Raw genomic sequence first — 20909 nt, forward strand, 5'->3', positions numbered from 1 at the left:
ATGAACCACATGCCCCAAGAGGCAAGGCCGACCCGTCGCCGGCCCCCGTCCGCGATGCCGCACCCGACGGATGACCGAGGTGCTGCCCCTCAATCAGGCTCGTCCGGGTCGGCATCCACCACCCGGCGGGCAAGATCGTAGGAAAAACCCGCCCGGGCCAGGGCGCCGAGGTCGCGGTCGCGGTAGAGCGCCCTGGTGTCGGGCCGACGATGCACCCCGAGGCGCCGCCGCTTGGCGTAGGCGTGCGCCGCCCGAATCTCGATATCGGCGGCCTCCGCATCGGGGATCGCCTCGCGCTCGGCCTGCATCGCTGCCTCGACCACGTCGCGGGGCACCCCCTTGGCGGCGAGCTTCGCCGCTGCGCCCCGGCTGGACGTGCCGCGCCGGCGCAGGGTGGCGAGCCGGGCGTCGGCGAAGCGGACGTCGTCGACAAGGCCGGCGGAGACCGCCCGCGCCACGGTGGCGTCGACCATCTCGGCGAAGGGGGCCGGATCCTCGCCACGCAACCGCGCACGCTTGTCGACCCGCCGCGCCAGGGTCCGGCGCAGCATCTCGGTCGAGGCGCTGTAGCGTTCGAGGTAGTAGAGCGCGACCCGCTGCAGCCAGGCGGCGCTGACCGGTCCGGGCGGCCGGCGCTCCGCGTTGCGGTCTTTTCCCGCAGGGCGTCCGCGTGGCCCGGTCTCTGCAACGTTTGGTGGTTTCACCGGTTCTTCACGATCTCGACAGGTTTGCGTTCCATGACTTGGGGATGGAACGCGCGCAACGCGACAGGCTCGGCCATGGTCCGCAGCAAAGTCCTTCGCCCGATCTCACCCACGGCCCGTGGCGGCGACGCCTGCGCGCCGCGGCGACGATCCTGATGCGCCGCGAGTGGCTCCTGGTTCTGGTAGCCTTCGGGCTGGCCGCGGTCGCGGCCGGCATCGTCTATCTATCCCGGCCGACCACGCTGACGGTGGCGGTCGGCCCCCAGGACGGAGCCGAGGCCGCGCTGATCGAGGCCTACGCGAACGCCCTCGACCGGAGCCGCGAGGACGTGCGCCTCAAGGTCGTCCGCTTCTCGGACGTGCGCGACAGCGCCCTGGCGCTCCAGCGCAACCGGGCCGACCTCGCGGTGGTGCGGCCGGACGTGTTCCTGCCCGAGAACGGCCTGACGCTGGCGATCCTGCACGACGAAGCCCTGGTGATCGCCGCGCCGGAGGCCTCCGAGATCGAGGACGTGCCGGCGCTGGCGCGCAAGCGTCTCGGGATCGTCGTGCGCCACAGCGCCGACCTGCCGTTCCTCACCAACCTTCTCTCCTTCTACGACCTTCTGCCCGACAACCCCGGTGCGGATGCGCCGGAGGCCGAGCCGGCGGCCGAGATCGCATCCGGCCACGTGCAGGTGGTGCCGCTGAAGCTCGGTGAGGTCGCGACGGCGCTGTCCGAGAAGCGCGTCGACGCGGTGGCGGTGATCGCCAGCCCCGCCTCGAAGATCGCGGGCGCGGTGGTGCGAGCCATTGAGCAGGGTTCCCCCGATCGGAAGATCGGGTTCGTGTCGATCCCGGACGGGGACGCGATCCTGCAGCGCTTCCCCGAATTGCAATCGCTGTCGATCCCGGCCGGAACCTTCGGCGGCCGTCCGAAGCGCCCGGACGAGGAGGTCCGCACCGTCGGCGCCTCCTACCGCCTGATGGCGCGGGGCTCGGTCAGCCGGGTCGCGATCGCCTCGGCGACGCAGCACCTGTTCGAGTGGCGCTCGCGGCTCGCCGCCGCGGCCCCGGCCGCCAAGCTGATGAAGGCGCCGGATTTCGACACCACGGTCGCGGCGACGTCGGCACGCCTGCCGAACCATCCCGGCGCCGTCGACTATTTCGAGCGCGAGCAGCAGACCTTCCTGGATCGCTACGAGGATTACATCTACCTGCTGGCCTTCTTCGGCGGCACGATCGGCTCCGGCATCGCCTGGATCGGGCAGCGGCTGGCCCGCAAGCGCCGGGAGCGGATCGACATCGTGCTCGACCGCCTGCTCGACATCATGCGCGAGGTTCGGGCCGCCACCAGCGCGGCCGAACTCGACACGATCGCGATCGAGACGGACGGGCTCGTGGCCGACGTCGTCTGCTACGCCCGGGAGCGCAGCATCGACGCCCGGACCGTGAGCGCGCTGATCCTGGCGGTGGACGGCGTCCACGCGGCGATCTCGGACGCGCGGCGGCGGGCCGACGATTCGGCGCCGGGAGCGACTGCCAAGCGGCGCACCGCGCGGCTGCTGGCCCTCAACCTGCCGGCCGCGGAATAACGGTGGCCGTCCGCGCCGGCGCCCGCGTCGACGCGGAATGGTATGCGGGTCGGGAGGGACCACTGTGTCCCGTGCATCACCGCCCGGCTGGCGGCGTAGGCATATCATGCTAACGGGGGGCATGTTCGATCCCGCCGCCGCCCTCGAAACGGTCCTTGCCAACCTCGACCGCGAAGCCCGCGAGCCGACCAAGCTGCGCGCCGCACTCGTGCCCGAGCTGCGCCGGGTCATCGAGGACGGCCACCGCGCCGCGGAGGCGCAGCTTCTGCAGGACCGCAACGGCCTTGGCTGCGCGCAGGCCTTGTCGAACCTGACCGACGCCGTGGTGCAGACGATCCACGACGCGGTGGTGCGGCAGCTCTACCCCAACGACAACCCCTCGACCGGCGAGCAGCTCGCCGTGGTCGCCACCGGCGGCTACGGCCGGGGCACGATGGCGCCGGGCTCCGACATCGATCTGCTGTTCCTGCTGCCGTACAAGCAGACCGCGTGGTCGGAGAGCGTCGTCGAGGCGATGCTCTACGTCCTGTGGGACCTGAAGCTGAAGGTCGGCCACGCCACCCGCTCCGTGGAGGAATGCCTCCGCGAGGCGAAGGCCGACATGACGATCCGCACCGCGCTCCTCGAGGCGCGCTACCTGTTCGGCACCCGGATCCTGTTCGAGGAGCTGGTGACGCGCTTCGACGCCGAGCTGGTGATCGGCTCGGCCGCCGAGTTCGTTGACGCCAAGCTGCGCGAGCGCGACGCCCGGGTCTCGAAGGCGGGCACCTCGCGTTACCTGGTCGAGCCCAACGTCAAGGACGGCAAGGGCGGCCTGCGCGACCTGAACACGCTCTTCTGGATCGCCAAGTACACCTACCGGGTGCGCGACCAGATCGAGCTCGTCGGCGCCGGCCTGTTCACCCAGGAGGAATACGCGCTGTTCGAGCGCTGCGACGAGTTCCTGTGGCGGGTCCGCTGCCACATGCACTTCGTCACCAAGCGGGCGGAGGAGCGGCTGTCCTTCGGGCTGCAGCCGCGGATCGCCGAGCGCTTCGGCTACGAGGCGCGGGGCGGCCTGTCCGGGGTCGAGCGCTTCATGAAGGCGTATTTCCGCGTCGCCAAGGACGTGGGCGACCTCACCGCCATCGTCTGCGCCGAGCTGGAGGCGCGCCACGCCAAGCGCACGCCGGTGCTCGACCGCTGGATCGGCCGGTTCCGCGACCGCTTCCGCGCCACCGCGATCGAGGCCGAGGATTTCTGGATTGACCACGGCCGGGTGAACCTGCGCGCCGAGGACGCGTTCGAGCGCGACCCGGTCAACCTGATCCGCCTGTTCTGGCTGGCCGACCGCCACAACCTCGCGATCCACCCGGACGCCAAGCGCCTGGCGAACCGGTCGCGCCGGCTCATCACCCCGACCCTGCGGGCGGATCCGGAAGCCAACCGGCTGTTCATCGACATCCTGACCTCGCGCAACGCCCCCGAGGAGGCCCTGCGCGAGATGAACGAGGCCGGCGTGCTGGGTCGCTTCATCCCGGATTTCGGCCGCATCGTCGCGATGATGCAGTTCAACATGTACCACCACTTCACGGTGGACGAGCACCTGCTGCGCACCGTCGGCATCCTGGCTGCCATCGAGTCGGGCCGCGCCGAGGAGGCCTACCCACTGGTCTCGCGCCTGATCCACACGATCCACAACCGCACGGCGCTCTACGCCGCGATCCTGCTGCACGACATCGCCAAGGGCCGACCCGAGGACCACTCGATCGCCGGGGCGGCCATCGCCGCGCGGCTCTGCCCGCGCTTCGGGCTGACCGAGGCCGAGACCGAGACCGTGGCCTGGCTGGTCGAGCATCACCTGCTGATGTCGATGACCGCGCAGAGCCGCGACCTGTCGGACGGCAAGACGATCGAGCGATTCGCCTCGGTGGTGCAGAGCCTGGAGCGGCTGAAGCTCCTGACCATCCTGACGGTGGCCGACATCAGCGCGGTCGGCCCCGGGGTCTGGACCGCCTGGAAGGGCACCCTGGTCCGCACCCTCTACGACGAGACCGAGGTGTTCCTCTCGGGCGGCCATTCCGAGATCGCCCGCACCGACCGGGTGCGCCTCGTCCAGATGAGCCTGCGCGAACAGCTGCCCGGCTGGGCCTCGGATGAGTTCGACGCCTACGCGGCGCGCCACGGCCAAGCCTACTGGCTGAAGGTCGACAGCCCGCGCCAGATCAAGAACGCGGTCTTCCTCCGCGACGTGCTGAGCGAGGGCCGCACCAGCGCCACCGACGTGGCCCTCGATCCGGTGCGGGGCGTGACCGAGGTCACGATCTACTCGCCGGACCACCCGCGCCTGCTCGCGATCGTCACGGGGGCCTGCGCGGCGGCCGGCAGCAACATCGTCGATGCGCAGATCTTCACCACCACCGACGGCTTCGCCCTCGACACGATCTTCATCTCCCGGGCCTTCGAGCGCGACGAGGACGAGCTGCGCCGGAGCAGGCGCATCACGGCCGCGATCGAGCGCTCCCTGAAGGGCGAGATCCGCATCGCCGACCTCGTGGCCGACAAGCACCCGCCGACCAGCGCCCAGGCCAAGACCTTCCTGGTGCCGCCGGATGTCGGGATCGACAACGCCCTGTCGAGCCGCGAGACCGTGGTGGAGGTGACCGGCCTCGACCGGCCGGGCCTGCTCTACGAGCTGACCACGGCGTTCGGCCGGCTGTCGCTCAACATCACCTCGGCGCACGTGGCCACCTTCGGCGAGCGCGCGGTGGACGTCTTCTACGTCACCGACCTCACCGGCACGCGGGTGACGCAGCCCGACCGGCAGGCGGCGATCCGCAAGGCGATGCTCGAGGTGTTCGCGGGCGACGTCGCCGTCCTCCGGGCCGAGGGCCTGGAAGCCCTGGTCGCCGCGCCGCCGCCGCGCGAGGCGTGAGCGTGCGGGTTGATTTCGGCCGCCCCGGGCCAGATATCAGCGCCGAATTCGATTCTCCTCCCCCCTCCTTGCCGACGACTGAACCGCGATGACGAGCAACGACATGTCCCAGGACGACCAGCGCCAGACCACGGTCGAGGCCGGTGCCAGCGCGGCCCAGGAGACCACGTCGCCGGGCACGGGCGCCGCCGCGGCGTCCGTCGATCCGGTGGCCGAGGCCCTGGCCCTCCTCACCGCCGAGCGCGACGAGCTGAAGGACCGGATGCTGCGCACGCTGGCCGAGATGGAGAACCTGCGCCGCCGGACCGAGCGGGAGATCGCGGATGCGCGCGCCTACGCGGTCACGAACTTCGCCCGCGACGTTCTGAATGTCGCCGACAACATCCACCGGGCCCTCGACAGCGTCCCGGGGGACGCGAAGGCCGCCGCGGACGGCGCCTTCAAGGGGCTGATCGACGGCATCGAGCTGACCGAGCGCGACTTGGCCAAGACCCTGGAGCGGCACGGGGTGAAGCCCGTCGAGCCGGAGGGCCAGAAGTTCGACCCGAACCGGCACCAGGCCATGTTCGAGGTGCCGAACCCCGATGTCCCGGCCGGCACCGTCGTGCAGGTCGTGCAGACCGGCTACGTGATCGGCGAGCGGGTACTCCGCCCGGCGCTGGTCGGCGTCGCCAAGGGCGGCCCCAAGGCGGCCGCGAACCCCGCCGACGCCGCCTGATCAGCGGATCTGCCCCGACGCGTCCGCGCAAGGCAGCGCGGTCGCGAAGTCCGCGATGAACCGCGCCGTCTGCCGCGTCTCGACCGGCGACCACGGATCGCGGGCGACCAGACCCGCCTCGACTTCGAGACGTCGATTGCAGGCGCAGGCCGGCAGCAGCCCTAAAGCTGGATCCGGCCAGCAGGCATCGTGATGCGCGCAAGCGAGATCGAGCGCGTCGACCGGCGCGTAGCCGGGGCCGCGGTTCCCCGGACCACAGAAATTGCCGTGGATCAGGAGCGCGCCCCGGCTTGAGGGCCCGGGCGGCACGATCTCCTGCGCAGCCGCGGCACCGACGGTGAGACCGAGGGTCAGCAGGGCCGTCGCAATGGGGGTCAGGCTGGGAGCGTTCACGGCCGATCCTGCATCGGTGATGCCTCCTGACGCCACGCGGCGGGACCGGCGCGGCATTCGGCATCCGTGTGACCCGACTGGCGCGGACGATCCCGGCCGGCCGATGGATTCGCGGAGCCGAACACCGTGCATTGCGGCCGAGCGGAACGATATCGTCAAGATCGCTCGCCGCGAATGTTGACTAAAATCGGTACTTCACACCGGCACGCGTCGACGCGGATCCCAAACCCTGTTTGCCGGCACCGCAATACGTCGGATCTCTGACGTTGTAGTATCCAGCCGGCTGACCCGGTGGCTGAACCGGAGATGCCCAGCCCCTCCATCCTGGCGAAGCGTTCTCCATTAGAGCCGTGCCCTGGCGGGTTGAATCGCGCGGGGTAGGCGATCTGGCTGGCGTGTGATTCACTGGATGGGCTTGTGATGGAGGATCGCCATGCCTTCAGCCCTGTCGGTGGATCTGCGCGAGCGTGTGGTCGCTGCGATTGAAGCGGGTGCATCGCGGCGTCAGGCGGCCAAACGCTTCGGGGTCGGGGCGGCCAGCGCGGTCCGTTGGTACGAGCGCTTCCGTCAGAACGGGCAGATCGCGCCCAAGCCCATGGGCGGCGACCGCAACTCGCAGCGTCTGGAAGCGCAGGCGGCCCTGATCCTTCGGCTCAACGAAGAACACCCGCTCTCCTTCTTGCGGGAACTGCGCGACAGGCTCTCGGACCGCGGCGTCCGGGCGAGCACGAGCAGTTTGTCGCGCTTCTTCGCCCGGCATGGGATCACCCGTAAAAAGGGGCTGTCCACGCGGCCGAGCAGGAGCGGCCGGATGTGAAGGCTGCACGCGAGGACTGGTTCGAGCGACAACCCGATCTGGATCCAGATCGCCTGGTTTTCCTCGACGAGACGGCCGCCACGACGAAGATGGTCCGCCGCTATGGTCGTGCTCCGTGCGGTCAGCGCTGCCGGATCGCCGTGCCTCACGGGCACTACAAGACCACCACCATCACCGCCGCCCTGCGCGCCACGGGACTGATCGCCAGGACCGTCTTCGATGGGGCCACGAATGGTATGCGTTTCCGGGCCTACGTCACCGACACCCTGGCTCCGGTGCTGAGGCCCGGTGACACCGTCATCCTCGACAATTTGAACGCCCACAAGGTCGCCGGGGTGCGCGAGGCCATCGAGGCGGTCGGCGCACGGGTTCTCTACCTCCCGCCCTACAGTCCCGACTTCAATCCGATCGAGCAGGTCTTTGCCAAGGTCAAAGCCCTCCTCCGGACGGCTGCAGCACGGACCGCCGCCGGCCTGACCATCGCCATCGAGGACGCGTTCGCCGCCGTCCGACCGGATGAGTGCCGAAACTACCTTACCGCTGCTGGATACGATGCCTATGAGCCAACCTGAAAGGGCACGGCTCTAGCTGCGTGGGCCAGACCGCGTATTCGAGGCTTCTGCCCGTCGCACCAGCCGAGCGCGTGCCGCGCCCGGGCGGCGGTCGCGCGAGGCTTCAGAGGGCGAGCAGCAGCAGCCCGATGACGGTCACGGAGAGGATGAGGCAGAGGGCGAGATCGAGGATCGGCGCACCGCCGCAGTTCGGCACCTGGCGATCACGGTCGGTCATGACCCGGAACACGGCGTTCACGACCGGGAACCCACGCGTGGGCGGCTCAGCGCGGCGTCCGTTTGCAGGTGCGGGTGCCCATAGGCGTGGAGAGCCGCCGCGTTCCGTAGGATGACGGGTGCGGCGGTCTGCGACCCCGTCGTCTCGCCGGCCCGGTGAGCCGTGTCGGCGACGGCGGTCCCCAGGGCGGGCAGTGCGAGCGCTGTGAGGAGGCAGGCGATCCGCCGCAGCCGCGGCACGGGATCGGATTGGCGGGGCCGAGAGGGCGCCTTCGTGGGCAGCGTGAGCGGCGGCAGCGCCTCGGCGGTCAGTCTGCGCATCTTGGCACTCATCGTCCTAGCCCCGTCAAGAACGTGGGAAATTTGACCACGCATCTCAGTTATGTGTGTAAAATTCCCACGTCAACGAAAAATCGGCGGTCCGGGGTGCGGTTGCACACCTCGTGGGATTGTCTCCCACGACACATCGTCTAACCCTACGAGCATGTCCGAGACCCCCGCCACGAAACCGGAGGGCGCAAGCCTGCATGCGCCGCTGGCCCGGCTGCTGCGCCCGCTGGTGCGCCTGCTCGTAGCACGCGGGATCACATTCCCGGCGCTTACCGACCTGTTGCGCGAACTCTACGTGAACGTCGCCGAGTACGACTTCGCTCTGCCCGGCAAGGAGCAGACCGACAGCCGGGTCTCGTTGTTGACCGGCATCCACCGGAAGGAAGTGCGGCGCCTGCGCGGGGCCGGGGCGCCGGTGAGCGCCGTGCCGGCCGTGGTCTCGCGCACGAGCCGGATCATCGCACGCTGGATCGCCGACCCGGCCTTCACCGATCCGCAGGGCCAGCCGCTGCCGCTGCCGCGGACAGCGGATGCGGGCGCGCCGTCCTTCGAGGTCCTGGTCTCCGGCATCACCCGCGATTTGCGCCCCCGCGCGGTGCTCGACGAGTGGCTCGACCGCGGGCTCGCCTCCCTGGACCCGCAGGACCGGATCGTTCTGGCCGAGGCGGCCTACGTGCCGCGCGGGGACGGTTCGGCCGAGCCGCAGCTCTACTATTTCGGCCGCAACCTGCACGACCATATCGCGGCCAGTGTCGCCAACATCGTCGGCGACAAACCGCGCTTCCTCGAGCGGGCCGTGCATTACGACGGGCTGTCCGAGGCGCTTGCGGTCAAGCTCGAGGCGCGGGCCCGCGAGATCGCCATGGAGGCCCTGCAGCAGGCCAACCGCGAGGCGCATGCCGCCTGCCAGACCGATTCCGGCGGCGATCACCGGTGGAACTTCGGCCTCTACGTCTACGCCGAGGCCGCCCCGCCGGCCCGGTCCACGGACGGGCGCTGAGAGGCCGGCCGGTGCAATCCTCGCCAAACCGCCGATTCGTCCTCCGCCTGCTCGCGGGCACCGCCAGCCTGCTGCCGGGCGCCGCCCTGCCCCAGGAAAACCCGCGCGACCAGGGCATCGGCGGCACCGGCATGAAGATGACCGACGAGCCGAAGGACGGTGCCCTCGGCGAGGGCGACCGCGGCATCGGCGGCACCGGGGTGATCGGCACGATCCGCCGCTTCGGCTCGATCGTCGTCAACGACCTGCGCATCGCCTACCCGCCCGAGGTCGCGGTGGAGATCGACGGGGAGCCCGCCAAGGCGGCCGACCTGAAGATCGGCCAGGTCGTGCACGTGGTCGCCCGGCCGGAGCGCGGCGGCCTGGGCACAAGCCGCATCGACGTGGTCAGCGAGGTGGTCGGGCCGGTGGAATCGCTCGCGCCCGGGCGGATGATCGTGCTCGGCCAGCGGGTCTCCACCGGTGACCTGGCGGGGGACTGGAAGCCCGGCACCCGCGTCGCCGTGAGCGGCCTGCGCCGGCCGGACGGCGTGATCGTGGCGAGCCTGATCGAGCCGCGCAGCTTCGGGCCCGACCGCGTCGCCGGGCCGGTGCGCCGCGACGCGGGCGGCGGCCTTTCCATCGGCGGCCTGCGCCTGAAGGGAGCCGACGTCCTGCCCCCGGGCCAGCGCGCCCTGGTGACCGGCGCCACCGAGGCCGGCGCCTTCGCCGTGACCAACGCCGCCCAGGTCGGGCTGCCGTTCCCGCCCGGCCTGAGGACGGTGTCGGTCGAAGCCTATATCGGTCGCGCCGGCGGTGGTCTGGACCTCGGTTCGGGCCTCGCCGTGTCGGGACGCGCAGGCCTGCGCGTCCCGCGCCAGGGCAGCGTGCGCGGCGTCCTCACCGCCGACATCGCCCCGGATGGCAGGCTCACGATGGAGCGACTGCGGATCGACGACCGGATCGCGCCCGATCGCCTGCAATCGCCGGACGCGCCACGCTTCGAGCGGGAGCGCGACCGCCTCGACCTGCAGAAGCTGCCCGACCTGCCCGAATTGCCCCGCAATGTCCCCGAGCGCTTCGGCACCGAGCCGGGCCCCCGGCAGAGCCCGTTCGGGGGGCTCGGCGATTCCCACGGCCCGGCGATCGACACCCGGCCCGGGGCCGGCCGCATCCCCGGCGCGGACGGGCCCGGCGGGTTCGGTGGGCCGCGCGGCGGCTTCGGCGCGGTCCCGGGAGGTCCCGGCGGGGGATTCGGTGGCCCGGGCGTAGGACCGGGCGGTTTCGGCGGCCCACCCAGCGGCGGCCGGCGCTGAGGCTTGCCGCCCATGCGATCCCACCTCCGCGGCTTTAGTTTCTCTCTAGCCTTCCGCCTCGCGCGCGAGCAGGTCGCGCTTGCGGTCCACGCCCCAGCGGTAGCCTGACAGGGATCCGTCCGAGCGGACCACCCGGTGGCACGGGATCGCCACCGCGAGGTGGTTCGCCCCGCAGGCCTGGGCAACGGCCCGCATGGATGTAGGCGCCCCGATGGCGCGGGCGATGTCCGCGTAGGTAGCGGTCGATCCAACCGGGATCGCCCGCAAGGCCGCCCAGACGCGCTGCTGGAAGGCGGTGCCGCGGATGTCGAGGGGCAGGTCGAGGCCGGTGCCCGGCGCCTCCACGAGCCCGATGACCCGCGCCATCCAGGCCTCGAACGCGGGGTCGCCACCCTCGATCTCGGCCCCCGGGAACCGGTCCTGCAGGTCGCGGACGAGAAGTTCGGGGTCGTCGCCGAGCAGGATCGCGCAGAGGCCGGCCTCCGTGGCGGCGACCAGGATCGCTCCCAGGGTGCAGGCGCCGACGCCGAAGCGCATACGGATGCCGAGCCCGCCCTTGCGGTAGGCGGCAGGCGCCATGCCGAGCCGCTGTGCGGCGCCGGCGTAGAACCGGCTCGCTGTCGCATAGCCGGCATCATAGAGCGCCTCGGTGACGGTTGACGCTCTTGGCAGCGCGGCGGCGAGGGCCCCGGCCCGTCGGGCCTCCGCGTAGGCTTTGGGGGTCACCCCGGTGGCGGCTTTGAACACCCGGTGGAAATGGTACGCGCTCAGGCCGGCAGCGCGGGCGAGCTCGGACAGCGGCGGCACCGTCTCGGCGGACTCGATCAGCCGGCAGGCCCGGGCCACGGCCTCCGCCCGGCGCACGGACGGACCGGGCTCGTCCGGCCGGCAGCGGCGGCACGGCCGGAAGCCGGCTTCTTCCGCCTCCGCGCAGGTGCGGTGGAAGGTGACGTTTTCGGGCCGGGCCGCCCGCGACGGGCAGCTCGGGCGGCAATACACCCCCGTCGTGCGGACCGCGTACACGAAGGTGCCGTCCGCCCGCCCGTCGCGAGCGGCGAGCGCCGCCCGGCGGGCGGCCTCCTCGGGATCGGCTGTCGGGGGAACGCTCATGGCGGGACTATGCGGCGGCGCAGGCGCATTGGGGAGGGGCAGGCGGGGGAGAGGCAGGCGGGGAACGGACATGACGGCACCTGCCGGACGGGTATATCGAACACCCGTCACCCTGCCGTCCCGCGGCCGGGCCTGCATCCCGCCCCTTGCTGCCGAATTCCCGATCCCTCTCCTGAGTGCGTCATGGCGTCGAGCAAAACCGATCACATCCATGTCGGGCGGGACACGTGGCTGTTCCTGAAGACCGGGACGAACGACATCCTGGGGCAGTTGGAGCGGCCTGAGGCGATGGCCGATCTGATCTGGGCGTGGCGGAGCCTCGTGTCCAACCGGGAGCGGCGGCTGCGGGCGTTCGGCATCCGGTATCGCCACGTGGTCGCGCCGGACAAGCTGGTGATCTACGACAACCAGCTGGACGGGATCACCATCGCGCCCGCGGTCTCGCCGGCCTATCGGCTGATCCACACGGAGCCGGACATGGGTCCCGCCTGGCGGCGGGGGCCGCGGGGCCTCTACGCGGATTGGCGGCGCCGGAAGCGCTGGCGACAGACCTGCATCGACCTGGTCGCGCCGATGCGGGCCGCCCGGGACGCCGCAGACCTCTATTGCCGGACCGATACCCACTGGAGCTTCGACGGCTGCTACCTGGCCTACGCCGAGATCTGCCGGGCCTTCGGGACGGAGCCGCGGGCGGATCTGCGGGACCGGCCGTTCACCCCGGTCGATCATGACGGCGACCTGGGCAGTGCCTTCGACCCGCCGCGCCGGGCGCCGTCCCGGGCCTACCGGATCCAGCGAGATTCCGTGCGGACCTTTGCCAGCCCGATCGTCGCGGCGCGGGAGAAGGCCGGGCTGCTGCACACGCTGCACGGCGGCGCCAACGTGATCTACCGCAACGAGACGGCGGCCGATCCGCGCCGGCTGGCGCTGTTCGGCGACTCGTTCTCGCACGTCATGCCCTACATGCTGACCATCCTGCTGGCCGAGACGTTCCGCGAGGTGCACTTCGTCTGGAGCACGTCGCTCGACTGGTCCTACATCGCGCGGACGAAGCCGGACCTCGTCCTGACCGAGGTGGCCGAGCGGTTCATGGCCCAGCTGCCGGACGACAGCTTCTCCCTGGACGCCTACGTGCAGGAGCGGTTCGGCGCCGAGCTGGCGGCCCAGGCCTGAACGGCGCCGGGCCGAGCCGCGCGGCGGCCGACGCTCAGCCCTCGAGCTTGGCCATCAGTGCATCGGACAATGCGAAGTTGACGTAGACGTGCTGCACGTCGTCCTGGTCCTCGATCACCTCGACCAGGCGGATCAGCTTCTCGCCGGTCTCGTCATCGACGTCGATCGTGTTCTGGGCCTTCCAGACCAGGCCGGTGCGGCTGGGCTCGCCGAACCGGGCCTCCAGGGCCTTGGCGACCTCGCCGTAGGATTCCTGCGCGCAGACGACCTCGTGGCCGTCCTCACTGGAGCTGACGTCGTCGGCCCCCGCCTCGATGGCCGCCTCCAGCATCGTGTCGGCATCGGCGACGCTCGCCGGGAAGCCGATCACGCCGACCCGGTCGAACATGAACGCCACGGCGCCGGTCTCGGCGAGGCTGCCGCCGGACTTGGTGAAGGCCGAGCGCACGTCCGAGGCGGTGCGGTTGCGGTTGTCGGTCTGCGCCTCCACGATCAGCGCGGCGCCGCCGGGGCCGTAGCCTTCGTAGCGGATGTCCTCGTAGTTCTCGCCATCCGCTCCGGCCGCCTTCTTGACAGCGCGCTCGATGTTGTCCTTCGGCATGTTCTCGGCGCGGGCCGCGATGATCGCCGCGCGCAGGCGCGGGTTCATGGCCGGGTCCGGCGTGCCGAGCTTGGCCGCCACGGTGATCTCGCGGGCGAGCTTGCCGAACACCTTCGAGCGGACCGCGTCCACCCGGCCCTTCCGGTGCATGATGTTCTTGAACTGCGAATGGCCTGCCATGTTGCGTGAGACTTTGTTCGTTGGCGAGGGCGGGCGTCCGGGACCCCGCCGTCGCGGCTGTGAGGTCGCCGCGTTATAGGCCGCCGGCTTCCGACGAAGCAACGCGCCACCCGATCGTCGCGACCGCGGAAAGATCGCCCGCGCCGGGCGTTGGCGCGGGACATGTCAGCTGGAAACCCGATGCCGCGCCGGACCGAACACAGCAGGACAGCGACGACGCCCCCGACCGACGACCGCCGCTGGCTCAAGCTCGGGATCGCCACGCTGCTCGGCGCGGTGGCCGGTTCGATGCTGTTCGCGACCGAGGCCAAGGGACGGCCTGAGGGGCGGCGGCGCTAGAGCGCTCGCCGCCGGAGTGGATCCCTAGTCGGCATCGGCGAGCGCGTTGAATTACGGATCGCGAGCGTCGAACGATCCCGCCTCACGCCGCCCGGACCGTGGCCAGGAACCGCCCGACCGCGGCGGTCAGCCGCTCCGACTGGTGCGACAGCTCGAAGGCCGAGGTCAGAACCTCGGCCGCCGCCGCGCCGGTCTTCTCCGCCGCCCCGGCCACACCCCGTGATGGTGCGGGTTACCACCCCGGTGCCGGAGGCCGCCGGACCGACATTGTGGACGGATCTCCCGGGTCGCCGCATCCTGCTGCTCCACCGCCGCCGCGATCGAGGCGGACACGGTGCTGAATTCCCGGATGCGGCCGCCGATCTGCCCGATCGCCGTGGCGGCCTCGCCCGTAACACCCTGGACCTCACCGATCTGCTGGCCGATCTCACCGGTGGCCTTTGCGGTCTGGTCGGCCAGCGCCTTGCCCTCCGAGGCCACCACCGCGAAGCCGCGCACCGCCTCGCCGGCGCGGGCCGCCTCGATGGTGGCGTTGAGCGCCAGCAGGTTGGTCTGTGCCGTGATGCCCGAGATCAGCCCGACCACTTCGCCGATCTTGGCCACGCTTGCGGTCAGGGCGGTCACGAGCGCGGCGGTCTGGTCCGCTTCGCCCACCGCGGTCCGTGCCAGATCCGCCGAGGCGGCGACCCGCCGTCCGATCTCCTGCACCGAGGCGCCCAGCTCCTCGGCGGCGGCCGCCACGGTGCCGACATTGGATGCCGCCTGCTCGGAGGCGGCCGCGACCGTGGTAGACCGTTCCGCCGTCTTGGCCGCCGTCGTCGCCAGGGTCTGCGCCGTGGCCTGCAAGGCGCAGGCCGACGCCGAGACCGTGGCGACGATCCCGCTGGTCGCCCGCTCGAACGCGTCGGCCATCTGGTGCATCGCCGCCCGGCGCTGTTCCTCGGCGATGCGCCGGGCCCCGGAGGTAAAATATCGATCGCGTCAGCCGCGTGGGACGCAGCCGCCTCAGCGCACGCCCGCGTGCCAATCCTGCAAAGCGCCCAACGTCACCACGTCGCCCGGCCATTCGAGCCCGGCGATGTGCCGGTGCGGGCGGCCGGGCTCGCCGAGATCGGAGACCGCCGAGAAGGCGCCGTCGAGGCTGTGGCTGTCGGTGTAGCGGCTGCGGGTCGCCAGGACCGGCAGGCCGGCGGCGCGGGCCGAGGCGATGCCGGGGGCGGAATCCTCGAACGCCACGGCCTGCACGGCCGGGACACCGAGGCGGTCCAGAGCCAGTTGGAACACGTCCGGGGCGGGCTTCTTGCGCGCGGCCTCGTCGCCGGCCGCGATCACGTCGAAGGGCGTGTCGTCCAGCCCGAAGTTCGCCGCCAGCAGCCGATCGACGTTGGGCCGGCTGGTGGTGGTGGCGATAGCCAGGCGCAGGCCGGCGTTCCGGGCCTCGCCGACCAGCCGGGCGATCCCCGGGCGCAGGGGCAGGCCGTCCCCGGTGACGAGGCCGCCATACGCGATCGTCTTGCGGGCGTGGATCTCAGGCGCCCGGGCGTGCAGCGAAGCCGCCTCGCCCGGGTGGTGCGTGTCGATGTAGTGGGTGAGCCGTTCCTTGCCGCCCATCACGGTGAGCAGGTCGGCGTAGAGCGCCGGGTCCCAGCGCCAGGGCAGATCCAGGTCCGCGAAGGCGCGGTTGAACGCCTGCCGGTGCAGGTCCTCGGTCTCGGCGAGCGTGCCGTCGACATCGAAGATCAGCGCCCTCAGCACGAGAGGTCGCGACCGGAGGCGCCCTCCGCGCCGGCCCGGATCGCCGCGATGCGCTCCGCGTAGGCGTCTGGACCTCCGCTGAAGACCGCATTGCCGGCCACGAACGTGTCGGCGCCGGCGCGGCTTGCCGCCTTCACGGTCTCGGCGTCGATGCCGCCGTCGACCTGGATGCGGATGTCGCGGCCGGCCACCATGGCCCGCACCCGCGCCACGCTCTCCATGCTGCTCCGCAGGAACGTCTGGCCGCCGAAGCCCGGATTGACCGTCATCACCAGCACGAGATCCACGATGTCGAGCACCGGCTCGACCATCGCGGCGGGGGTGCCGGGGTTGATCGCCACGCCGGCGCGCTTGCCGAGATCGCGGATGGTCTGGAGCGAGCGGTGGATATGCGGCCCGGCCTCGGCATGGACCGTGATCCCGTCGGCGCCGGCGTCGGCGAAGGCCGCGAGATACGGGTCGGCCGGCGCGATCATCAGGTGCACGTCGAAGAACTTTTGCGTGTGCGGGCGCAGTGCCTTCACCACTGGAGGGCCGAAGGTGATGTTGGGCACGAAATGGCCGTCCATCACGTCGAGATGGATCCAGTCGGCCCCGGCCGCGTCCACGGCACAGGTCTCCTCGGCGAGGCGGGCGAAGTCGGCCGAGAGGATCGACGGGGCGATGACGGGAGGCAGCATCATGGATCTTTCGACTGCGGTTTGGCTCAGACAATCTTCGGCCCACGGGCCGATCCCACACTGTCCCTCATCCTGAGGTACCGGAGCAGAGCGGAGGCCTCGAAGGAGCCCTCAAGAAATCCCGTGGCCGGCTGGAGGGCACCTTCGCGGCTGCTGCGCAGCACCTCAGGATGAGGGGCCGTATGGGATCGATGGTCTTGCTTGGTTCAAAGGCTTCGTCCGATCCCTATGGAATCACGCCAGGCGGCGGCGGCGTTCCACGAGCTGCATGATCATCGGCGTCAGAATCAGCTGCATGGCGAGGTCGAGCTTGCCGCCCGGGATCACGATGGAATTGGCACGGCTCATGAAGCTGTCGTGGATCATGGACACCAGATACGAGAAATCGATCCCCTTCGGGTCCTTGAACCGGATCACCACCAGCGACTCGTCGGCGGTGGGGATCCAGCGGGCGATGAACGGGTTCGAGGTGTCGACGGTCGGCACCCGCTGGAAGTTGATGTCCGTGAACGAGAATTGCGGGCAGATGGTCTGCACGTAGTCGGGCATCCGCCGCAGGATCACGTCGGTGACGGCATCCGTGGAATAGCCGCGGAACGAGCGGTCCCGGTGCAGCTTCTGGATCCATTCGAGGTTGATCACCGGCACCACGCCGATCTTCAGGTCGGCGTAGCGGGCGATGTCCACGTCCGGGTCGGCCACGCAGCCGTGCAGGCCCTCGTAGAACAGCAGGTCGGAATCCGGCGGGAACGCCTCCCAATCCGAGAAGCTGCCCTCCGGGATGCCGTAGGCCCGGGCGTCGTGCTGGTCGTGGGCGTAGTGCCGGGTCTGGCCGGTACCGTTCTCGGCGTAGCTGCGGAACACCGCCTCCAGCTCCGGCAGCAGGTTCGCCCGGGGCGCGAAATGCGACAGCGTCGGCTCGCGCGCCATCATGGCCCGCATCGTGTCCCGGTCGTAGGCGTGGAACCCGTCGCCCTCGATGAACACGGCGCGCACGTCCTCCCGGCGGAAGATCTGCTCGAAGGTGTTGCGCACCGAGGTCGTGCCGGCTCCTGAGGAGCCGGTCACCGAGATGATGGGGTGCCGCGCCGACATGCTCTTGTACTTCGCGTTGCGATTACGACCGCATCAATCCGCGCTGGCCGAACAGCGGCGAGCGGCCGGCATCGGGCTTGCCGCCCGCATAATAGGCGGCCACGCACGCGACCTCTTCGGTCGAGCCGCAGACCAGGGGCGCGCGCTCGTGGATCCCGGTGGCCACCAGGTTGAGGATGCGGGTCTGGCCGTCCGAGGCGGCGCCCCCGGCCTGCTCGACCAGCATCGCCACCGGGGCGACCTCGTAGAGCAGCCGCAGGCGGCCGCGGGCGTAGTTCTTGCGGGCGTCGCCCGGATACAGGAACACGCCGCCGCGGGTCAGCACGCGCTGGATGTCGGCCACCAGGGAGGCGAGCCAGCGCATGTTGTAGTCCTTGTCGCGCGGTCCCTCGGTGCCACGCTGGCAATCCTCGATATAGGCCTTCACGGGGGCGTCCCAGTGCCGGACGTTGGAGGCGTTGATGGCGAATTCCTTGGCCGAGGCCGGAACCGACATGGCCGGGCTGGTCAGGCGGAACGCGCCCTCCTCCCGGTCGAGCACGTAGGATTGGGTGCCGTCGCCGAGCGTCAGGATCAGCGCGGTGGCCGGGCCGTAGGTCACGAAGCCGGCAGCGATCTGGGCGGTGCCCGGGGTGGTGAACGAGGCCAGCGGGTTGGCCGGGTCCTTGATCGACGGGCGGATGCCGAAGATCATCCCCACCGCCATGTTGACGCCGATGTTGGACGAGCCGTCGAGCGGGTCGATCGCCACGGCCAGCGGCGCGTCCGGGTTCAACCGCATCACCTCCTCGGCCTCCTCGGAGGCGACTTCGGCAACAGGAGCGCCCTGCAGGGCGGCGGTCACGCTTTCGTGCGCGATCACGTCGAGCGCCTTCTGCACGTCGCCGTCGCTGTTGTGCTCGCCCGCCGCCGCGAGGTCGCCGCCAAGTGCGCCGCGCCCGATCAGCGCGCTGATCTCCACCGCCGAGCCCGCGATCGCACGGATCACCGCGGCGGCATCCTTCAAGGCCGGGTTGGCCTCGACCGCCTGCGCCAGGCAGGTTTCGAGAGGCGTCCCGATCGCTGCTGAAATTGCCATCGGCCTGTCTCTCCTGCTGAAATCCCGCCCGCCGGGATCGCGCGTTCCGCGCCGGTCTGTAGCGACCCCTCTACCACCATGATAGCGGGCGGCGCGCCCCGATCGACAAGAACCGAGGACGCCACGCTCAAGATTTCTGGGGGATCTTGTGTCATAGGACAAAAAAAACGAGACCTCCGCCATGCGCAACCTCTCTCTCAAGCAGCTCCAGGCGGTGGCGGCGGTGGCCCGCCTGGGAACCATGACCCGGGCGGCCCAGGAGCTGAACGTCACCTCGGCCGCCCTCTACGCGCGCATCCGCCAGCTGGAGGAGGAGGCCGGGCTGCTGCTGTTCGACCGGACGCCGGGGGGGCTCAAGCCCACCGATGCCGGGCGCGAGATGCTCTGGGCGATCGACAGCATCAACACCGTGCTGGAGACCTGCACCGACCGCCTGCGGACCCTGCGCGGCGCGGAGGGCGGGCGCGTTGCGCTGGGTGTCGTCTCGACGGCCAAATATTTCGCCCCCCAGGTGATCGCGGGCTTCGTCAAGCAGCATCCCGGGGTCGAGATCAGCCTCTCGGTCCGCAACCGGGGCCAGACCGTCGAGGCCCTGCGCGGCTACGAGATCGACTTCGCCGTGATGGGCCGCCCGCCCCGGGACTTCCCGATCGAGGCGGCGACGTTCGGTCCACACCCGCTGGTCCTGGTGGCGCCTCCCAGCCACCCGTTGGCCGGCCGGACCGGGCTGTCGCGCGAAGACCTGGCCGACCAGCCGTTCTTCTTCCGCGAAGAGGGCTCCGGCACGCGCACGGTCTTCGAGGAGTTCATGAGCGGCATCCTGGTCAAGCGCGCCTTGCTCGACATCGACACCGGCTCCAACGAGACCATCAAGCAATCCGTGATGGCGGGGCTCGGGATCGCGCTCCTGTCGGTCCATTCCGTGGCGGCCGAGGTCGAGAGCGGCCGGCTCGCGCTCCTCGACGTCAAGGGCCTGCCGATCCGTCGGGACTGGTACGCGGTGCGCCGGGCCGACAAGGTGCTGGGCCCGGCGGCCTCCGCGGTCTGGTCGTACCTGATGAGCGACGGTGCGCGCATGCTGCCGGGCGTGACGCTGCCCGAAGTGACCGGGGCCAAGGCGTGAGCGCGGCCGGCATCGTCGTCGCCGGCTCAGGCCAAGCCGGGTTCCAGCTGGCCGCCTCCCTGCGCGAGGGCGGATTCCGGGATCCGATCACCCTCGTGGGCGACGAGACCGCCCTGCCCTACCAGCGCCCGCCCCTGTCGAAGGCGTACCTCGCCGGCAAGACCGACGCCGAGGGCCTGTTCCTGCGCCAGCCCGGCTTCTTCGCCGAGCATGCCATCGCCCACCGCCCCGGCCTCCGCGCCGTCGGGATCGACCGGGCCGGACGGCGCCTGCTTCTCTCGGACGGCCAGAGCCTCGCCTACGACCACCTCGTGCTGGCCACCGGCGCCCGCAACCGGCCGCTGCCGGTCCCGGGAGCCGACGCCCCGAACGTGCGCCAGCTGCGCGGCCTCGAAGACGCCGACGCGCTCCGGGCGTCGCTCGATTCCGCCCGGGCGATCGTCGTGATCGGCGCCGGCTTCATCGGCCTGGAATTCGCCGCGGTGGCCGCCGCCCGGGGCCTGTCGGTCACCGTGGTCGAGGCGGCCGACCGGCCGATGGCCCGGGCGATCTCGCCGGAGATCGCGGGGTTCTTCCGTGCCGCCCACGAGGCGTGGGGCGTGCGTTTCGCGTTCGGGGCCGGCGTGACCGCGATCACCGGTCGCGACGGCCGCGCCACCGGCATCGTGCTGGCGGACGGACGGGAGCTTCCCGCCGACGTCGTCCTGATCGGCATCGGCGTGCTGCCGAACCGGGAGCTGGCGGCGGAGGCCGGCCTCCCGGCCGAGGACGGCGTGCGGGTCGACGCGTTCCTGGCGACGCCCGATCCCGCGATCTCGGCGATCGGCGACTGCGCCCGCTTCCCGAGCCCGTTCGCGCGCGGGCTCAGCCCCGACGGCACGGTGCGGATCGAGTCGGTGCAGAACGCGATCGACCAGGGCCGCTGCCTCGCCGCGCTGCTCAATGGAAAGCCGGCGGCCTACGGGGCGCTGCCGTGGTTCTGGAGCGACCAGGGTCCGCACAAGCTCCAGATCGCCGGCCTGTCCGGGCCCGGCGATTCCAGCGTGGTGCGGGGCTCCGGTGCGGCGTTCTCGGTGTTCCGCTTCCGGGACGGTTCGCTGAGCGCGGTCGAATCCGTCGACCGGGCGGCCGACCACATGATCGCCCGGCGCCTGCTGGCGGCGGGGACGCCGCTCACCCCGGAGCAGGCGGCCGATCCCGGCTTCGATCTCAAGGCGCTGGCGATGGCCCGCCCCTGACCGG

20 protein-coding genes and 1 pseudogene are annotated in these 20909 nt (G+C 71.1%); 10 read left to right on the forward strand and 11 right to left on the reverse strand.

Annotation, left to right across the window (positions count from 1 at the left end; all coding sequences use genetic code 11):
• Positions 1 to 89: 89 nt before the first annotated feature.
• On the reverse strand, positions 90 to 704 hold the full coding sequence (locus ACYQPG_RS00320) for a regulatory protein RecX (RefSeq protein WP_147909336.1): 615 nt from the start codon (positions 702 to 704) through the stop codon (positions 90 to 92).
• 155 nt (positions 705 to 859) lie between these two features.
• Between ACYQPG_RS00320 and ACYQPG_RS00325 the strand changes: the two genes are divergently transcribed.
• The 3 genes from ACYQPG_RS00325 to grpE all read left to right on the forward strand — a co-directional run bounded on the left by ACYQPG_RS00325 (position 860) and on the right by grpE (position 5910).
• Entirely contained in the window at positions 860 to 2278 is a 1419-nt protein-coding gene (locus tag ACYQPG_RS00325) for a TAXI family TRAP transporter solute-binding subunit (RefSeq protein ID WP_147909348.1), read from the forward strand.
• 121 nt (positions 2279 to 2399) lie between these two features.
• Entirely contained in the window at positions 2400 to 5192 is a 2793-nt protein-coding gene (locus ACYQPG_RS00330; protein ID WP_147940505.1) for a [protein-PII] uridylyltransferase, read from the forward strand.
• Between the two features lie 103 nt (positions 5193 to 5295).
• Entirely contained in the window at positions 5296 to 5910 is a 615-nt protein-coding gene (grpE, locus tag ACYQPG_RS00335; protein ID WP_147909334.1) for a nucleotide exchange factor GrpE, read from the forward strand.
• Here grpE and ACYQPG_RS00340 read toward each other — a convergent pair whose 3' ends face one another.
• A complete protein-coding gene (locus ACYQPG_RS00340; protein ID WP_461229958.1) occupies positions 5911 to 6303 on the reverse strand; it encodes a hypothetical protein in 393 nt (130 codons plus the stop codon).
• 433 nt (positions 6304 to 6736) lie between these two features.
• Between ACYQPG_RS00340 and ACYQPG_RS00345 the strand changes: the two genes are divergently transcribed.
• Positions 6737 to 7692, forward strand: a protein-coding gene (locus ACYQPG_RS00345; RefSeq protein ID WP_461229959.1) for an IS630 family transposase whose coding sequence is annotated in 2 segments (ribosomal slippage) — positions 6737 to 7088 and positions 7088 to 7692 — 957 coding nt in all. Because the reading frame shifts where the segments join, the coding sequence is not laid out codon by codon here.
• A 103-nt stretch (positions 7693 to 7795) separates the two neighbouring features.
• Here ACYQPG_RS00345 and ACYQPG_RS00350 read toward each other — a convergent pair.
• Positions 7796 to 7930, reverse strand: a complete 135-nt coding sequence (locus ACYQPG_RS00350; RefSeq protein WP_461229960.1) for a hypothetical protein — start codon at positions 7928 to 7930, stop codon at positions 7796 to 7798.
• Entirely contained in the window at positions 7927 to 8229 is a 303-nt protein-coding gene (locus ACYQPG_RS00355) for a hypothetical protein (RefSeq protein ID WP_419830864.1), read from the reverse strand. Before ACYQPG_RS00355 ends, ACYQPG_RS00350 begins: the two co-directional genes overlap by 4 nt.
• A 163-nt stretch (positions 8230 to 8392) precedes the next feature.
• On the opposite strand from ACYQPG_RS00355, the gene ACYQPG_RS00360 reads away from it, so the two are divergent.
• Together ACYQPG_RS00360 and ACYQPG_RS00365 are read left to right on the forward strand one after the other, a co-directional pair.
• A complete protein-coding gene (locus ACYQPG_RS00360; protein ID WP_147909331.1) occupies positions 8393 to 9238 on the forward strand; it encodes a DUF6502 family protein in 846 nt (281 codons plus the stop codon).
• Positions 9239 to 9249: 11 nt separating this feature from the next.
• Positions 9250 to 10533, forward strand: a complete 1284-nt coding sequence (locus ACYQPG_RS00365) for a DUF5666 domain-containing protein (protein WP_461229961.1) — start codon at positions 9250 to 9252, stop codon at positions 10531 to 10533.
• 45 nt (positions 10534 to 10578) lie between these two features.
• Here the strand turns inward: ACYQPG_RS00365 and ada are convergent, their stop codons facing one another.
• Positions 10579 to 11643: a bifunctional DNA-binding transcriptional regulator/O6-methylguanine-DNA methyltransferase Ada gene (gene ada, locus ACYQPG_RS00370; RefSeq protein WP_419830866.1), complete on the reverse strand. Its 1065-nt coding sequence runs from the start codon at positions 11641 to 11643 to the stop codon at positions 10579 to 10581.
• Positions 11644 to 11826: 183 nt separating this feature from the next.
• On the opposite strand from ada, the gene ACYQPG_RS00375 reads away from it, so the two are divergent.
• On the forward strand, positions 11827 to 12816 hold the full coding sequence (locus tag ACYQPG_RS00375) for an alginate O-acetyltransferase AlgX-related protein (RefSeq protein WP_461229962.1): 990 nt from the start codon (positions 11827 to 11829) through the stop codon (positions 12814 to 12816).
• Positions 12817 to 12850: 34 nt separating this feature from the next.
• Here the strand turns inward: ACYQPG_RS00375 and ACYQPG_RS00380 are convergent, their stop codons facing one another.
• Positions 12851 to 13597: a YebC/PmpR family DNA-binding transcriptional regulator gene (locus tag ACYQPG_RS00380; protein ID WP_147907998.1), complete on the reverse strand. Its 747-nt coding sequence runs from the start codon at positions 13595 to 13597 to the stop codon at positions 12851 to 12853.
• Between the two features lie 162 nt (positions 13598 to 13759).
• Here ACYQPG_RS00380 and ACYQPG_RS00385 point away from each other — a divergent pair, with 162 nt between their 5' ends.
• Positions 13760 to 13936, forward strand: coding sequence for a hypothetical protein (locus ACYQPG_RS00385; protein ID WP_419830868.1), 177 nt, complete (start codon positions 13760 to 13762; stop codon positions 13934 to 13936).
• Between the two features lie 82 nt (positions 13937 to 14018).
• Here the strand turns inward: ACYQPG_RS00385 and ACYQPG_RS00390 are convergent.
• From ACYQPG_RS00390 to ACYQPG_RS00410, 5 genes and pseudogenes are all read right to left on the reverse strand, one after another.
• Positions 14019 to 14902, reverse strand: a pseudogene (locus ACYQPG_RS00390) (methyl-accepting chemotaxis protein); the annotation flags it as partial.
• Positions 14903 to 14941: 39 nt separating this feature from the next.
• A complete protein-coding gene (locus ACYQPG_RS00395) occupies positions 14942 to 15691 on the reverse strand; it encodes an HAD-IA family hydrolase (protein WP_147940697.1) in 750 nt (249 codons plus the stop codon).
• Positions 15685 to 16371 (reverse strand): ribulose-phosphate 3-epimerase, encoded by a 687-nt coding sequence (gene rpe / locus ACYQPG_RS00400; protein ID WP_461232401.1) that lies wholly within the window; start codon positions 16369 to 16371, stop codon positions 15685 to 15687. Before rpe ends, ACYQPG_RS00395 begins: the two co-directional genes overlap by 7 nt.
• A gap of 234 nt (positions 16372 to 16605) precedes the next feature.
• Complete coding sequence (locus ACYQPG_RS00405) at positions 16606 to 17466, reverse strand: phosphoribulokinase (RefSeq protein ID WP_147854414.1); 861 nt, start codon at positions 17464 to 17466, stop codon at positions 16606 to 16608.
• A gap of 22 nt (positions 17467 to 17488) precedes the next feature.
• Positions 17489 to 18544: a class 1 fructose-bisphosphatase gene (locus tag ACYQPG_RS00410; protein ID WP_461229963.1), complete on the reverse strand. Its 1056-nt coding sequence runs from the start codon at positions 18542 to 18544 to the stop codon at positions 17489 to 17491.
• A 181-nt stretch (positions 18545 to 18725) separates the two neighbouring features.
• Here ACYQPG_RS00410 and ACYQPG_RS00415 point away from each other — a divergent pair, with 181 nt between their 5' ends.
• Together ACYQPG_RS00415 and ACYQPG_RS00420 are read left to right on the forward strand one after the other, a co-directional pair.
• Positions 18726 to 19667 carry a LysR family transcriptional regulator gene (locus tag ACYQPG_RS00415; RefSeq protein ID WP_147908001.1) on the forward strand — a complete coding sequence of 314 codons (942 nt, stop codon included), beginning with the start codon at positions 18726 to 18728 and terminating at the stop codon, positions 19665 to 19667.
• Positions 19664 to 20905, forward strand: a complete 1242-nt coding sequence (locus tag ACYQPG_RS00420; protein WP_461229964.1) for an NAD(P)/FAD-dependent oxidoreductase — start codon at positions 19664 to 19666, stop codon at positions 20903 to 20905. The genes ACYQPG_RS00415 and ACYQPG_RS00420 overlap by 4 nt, the downstream gene beginning before the upstream one ends.
• The last annotated feature ends 4 nt before the right edge of the window (positions 20906 to 20909 follow it).

The sequence above is a fragment of the Methylobacterium sp. CM6246 genome, assembly GCF_054818005.1.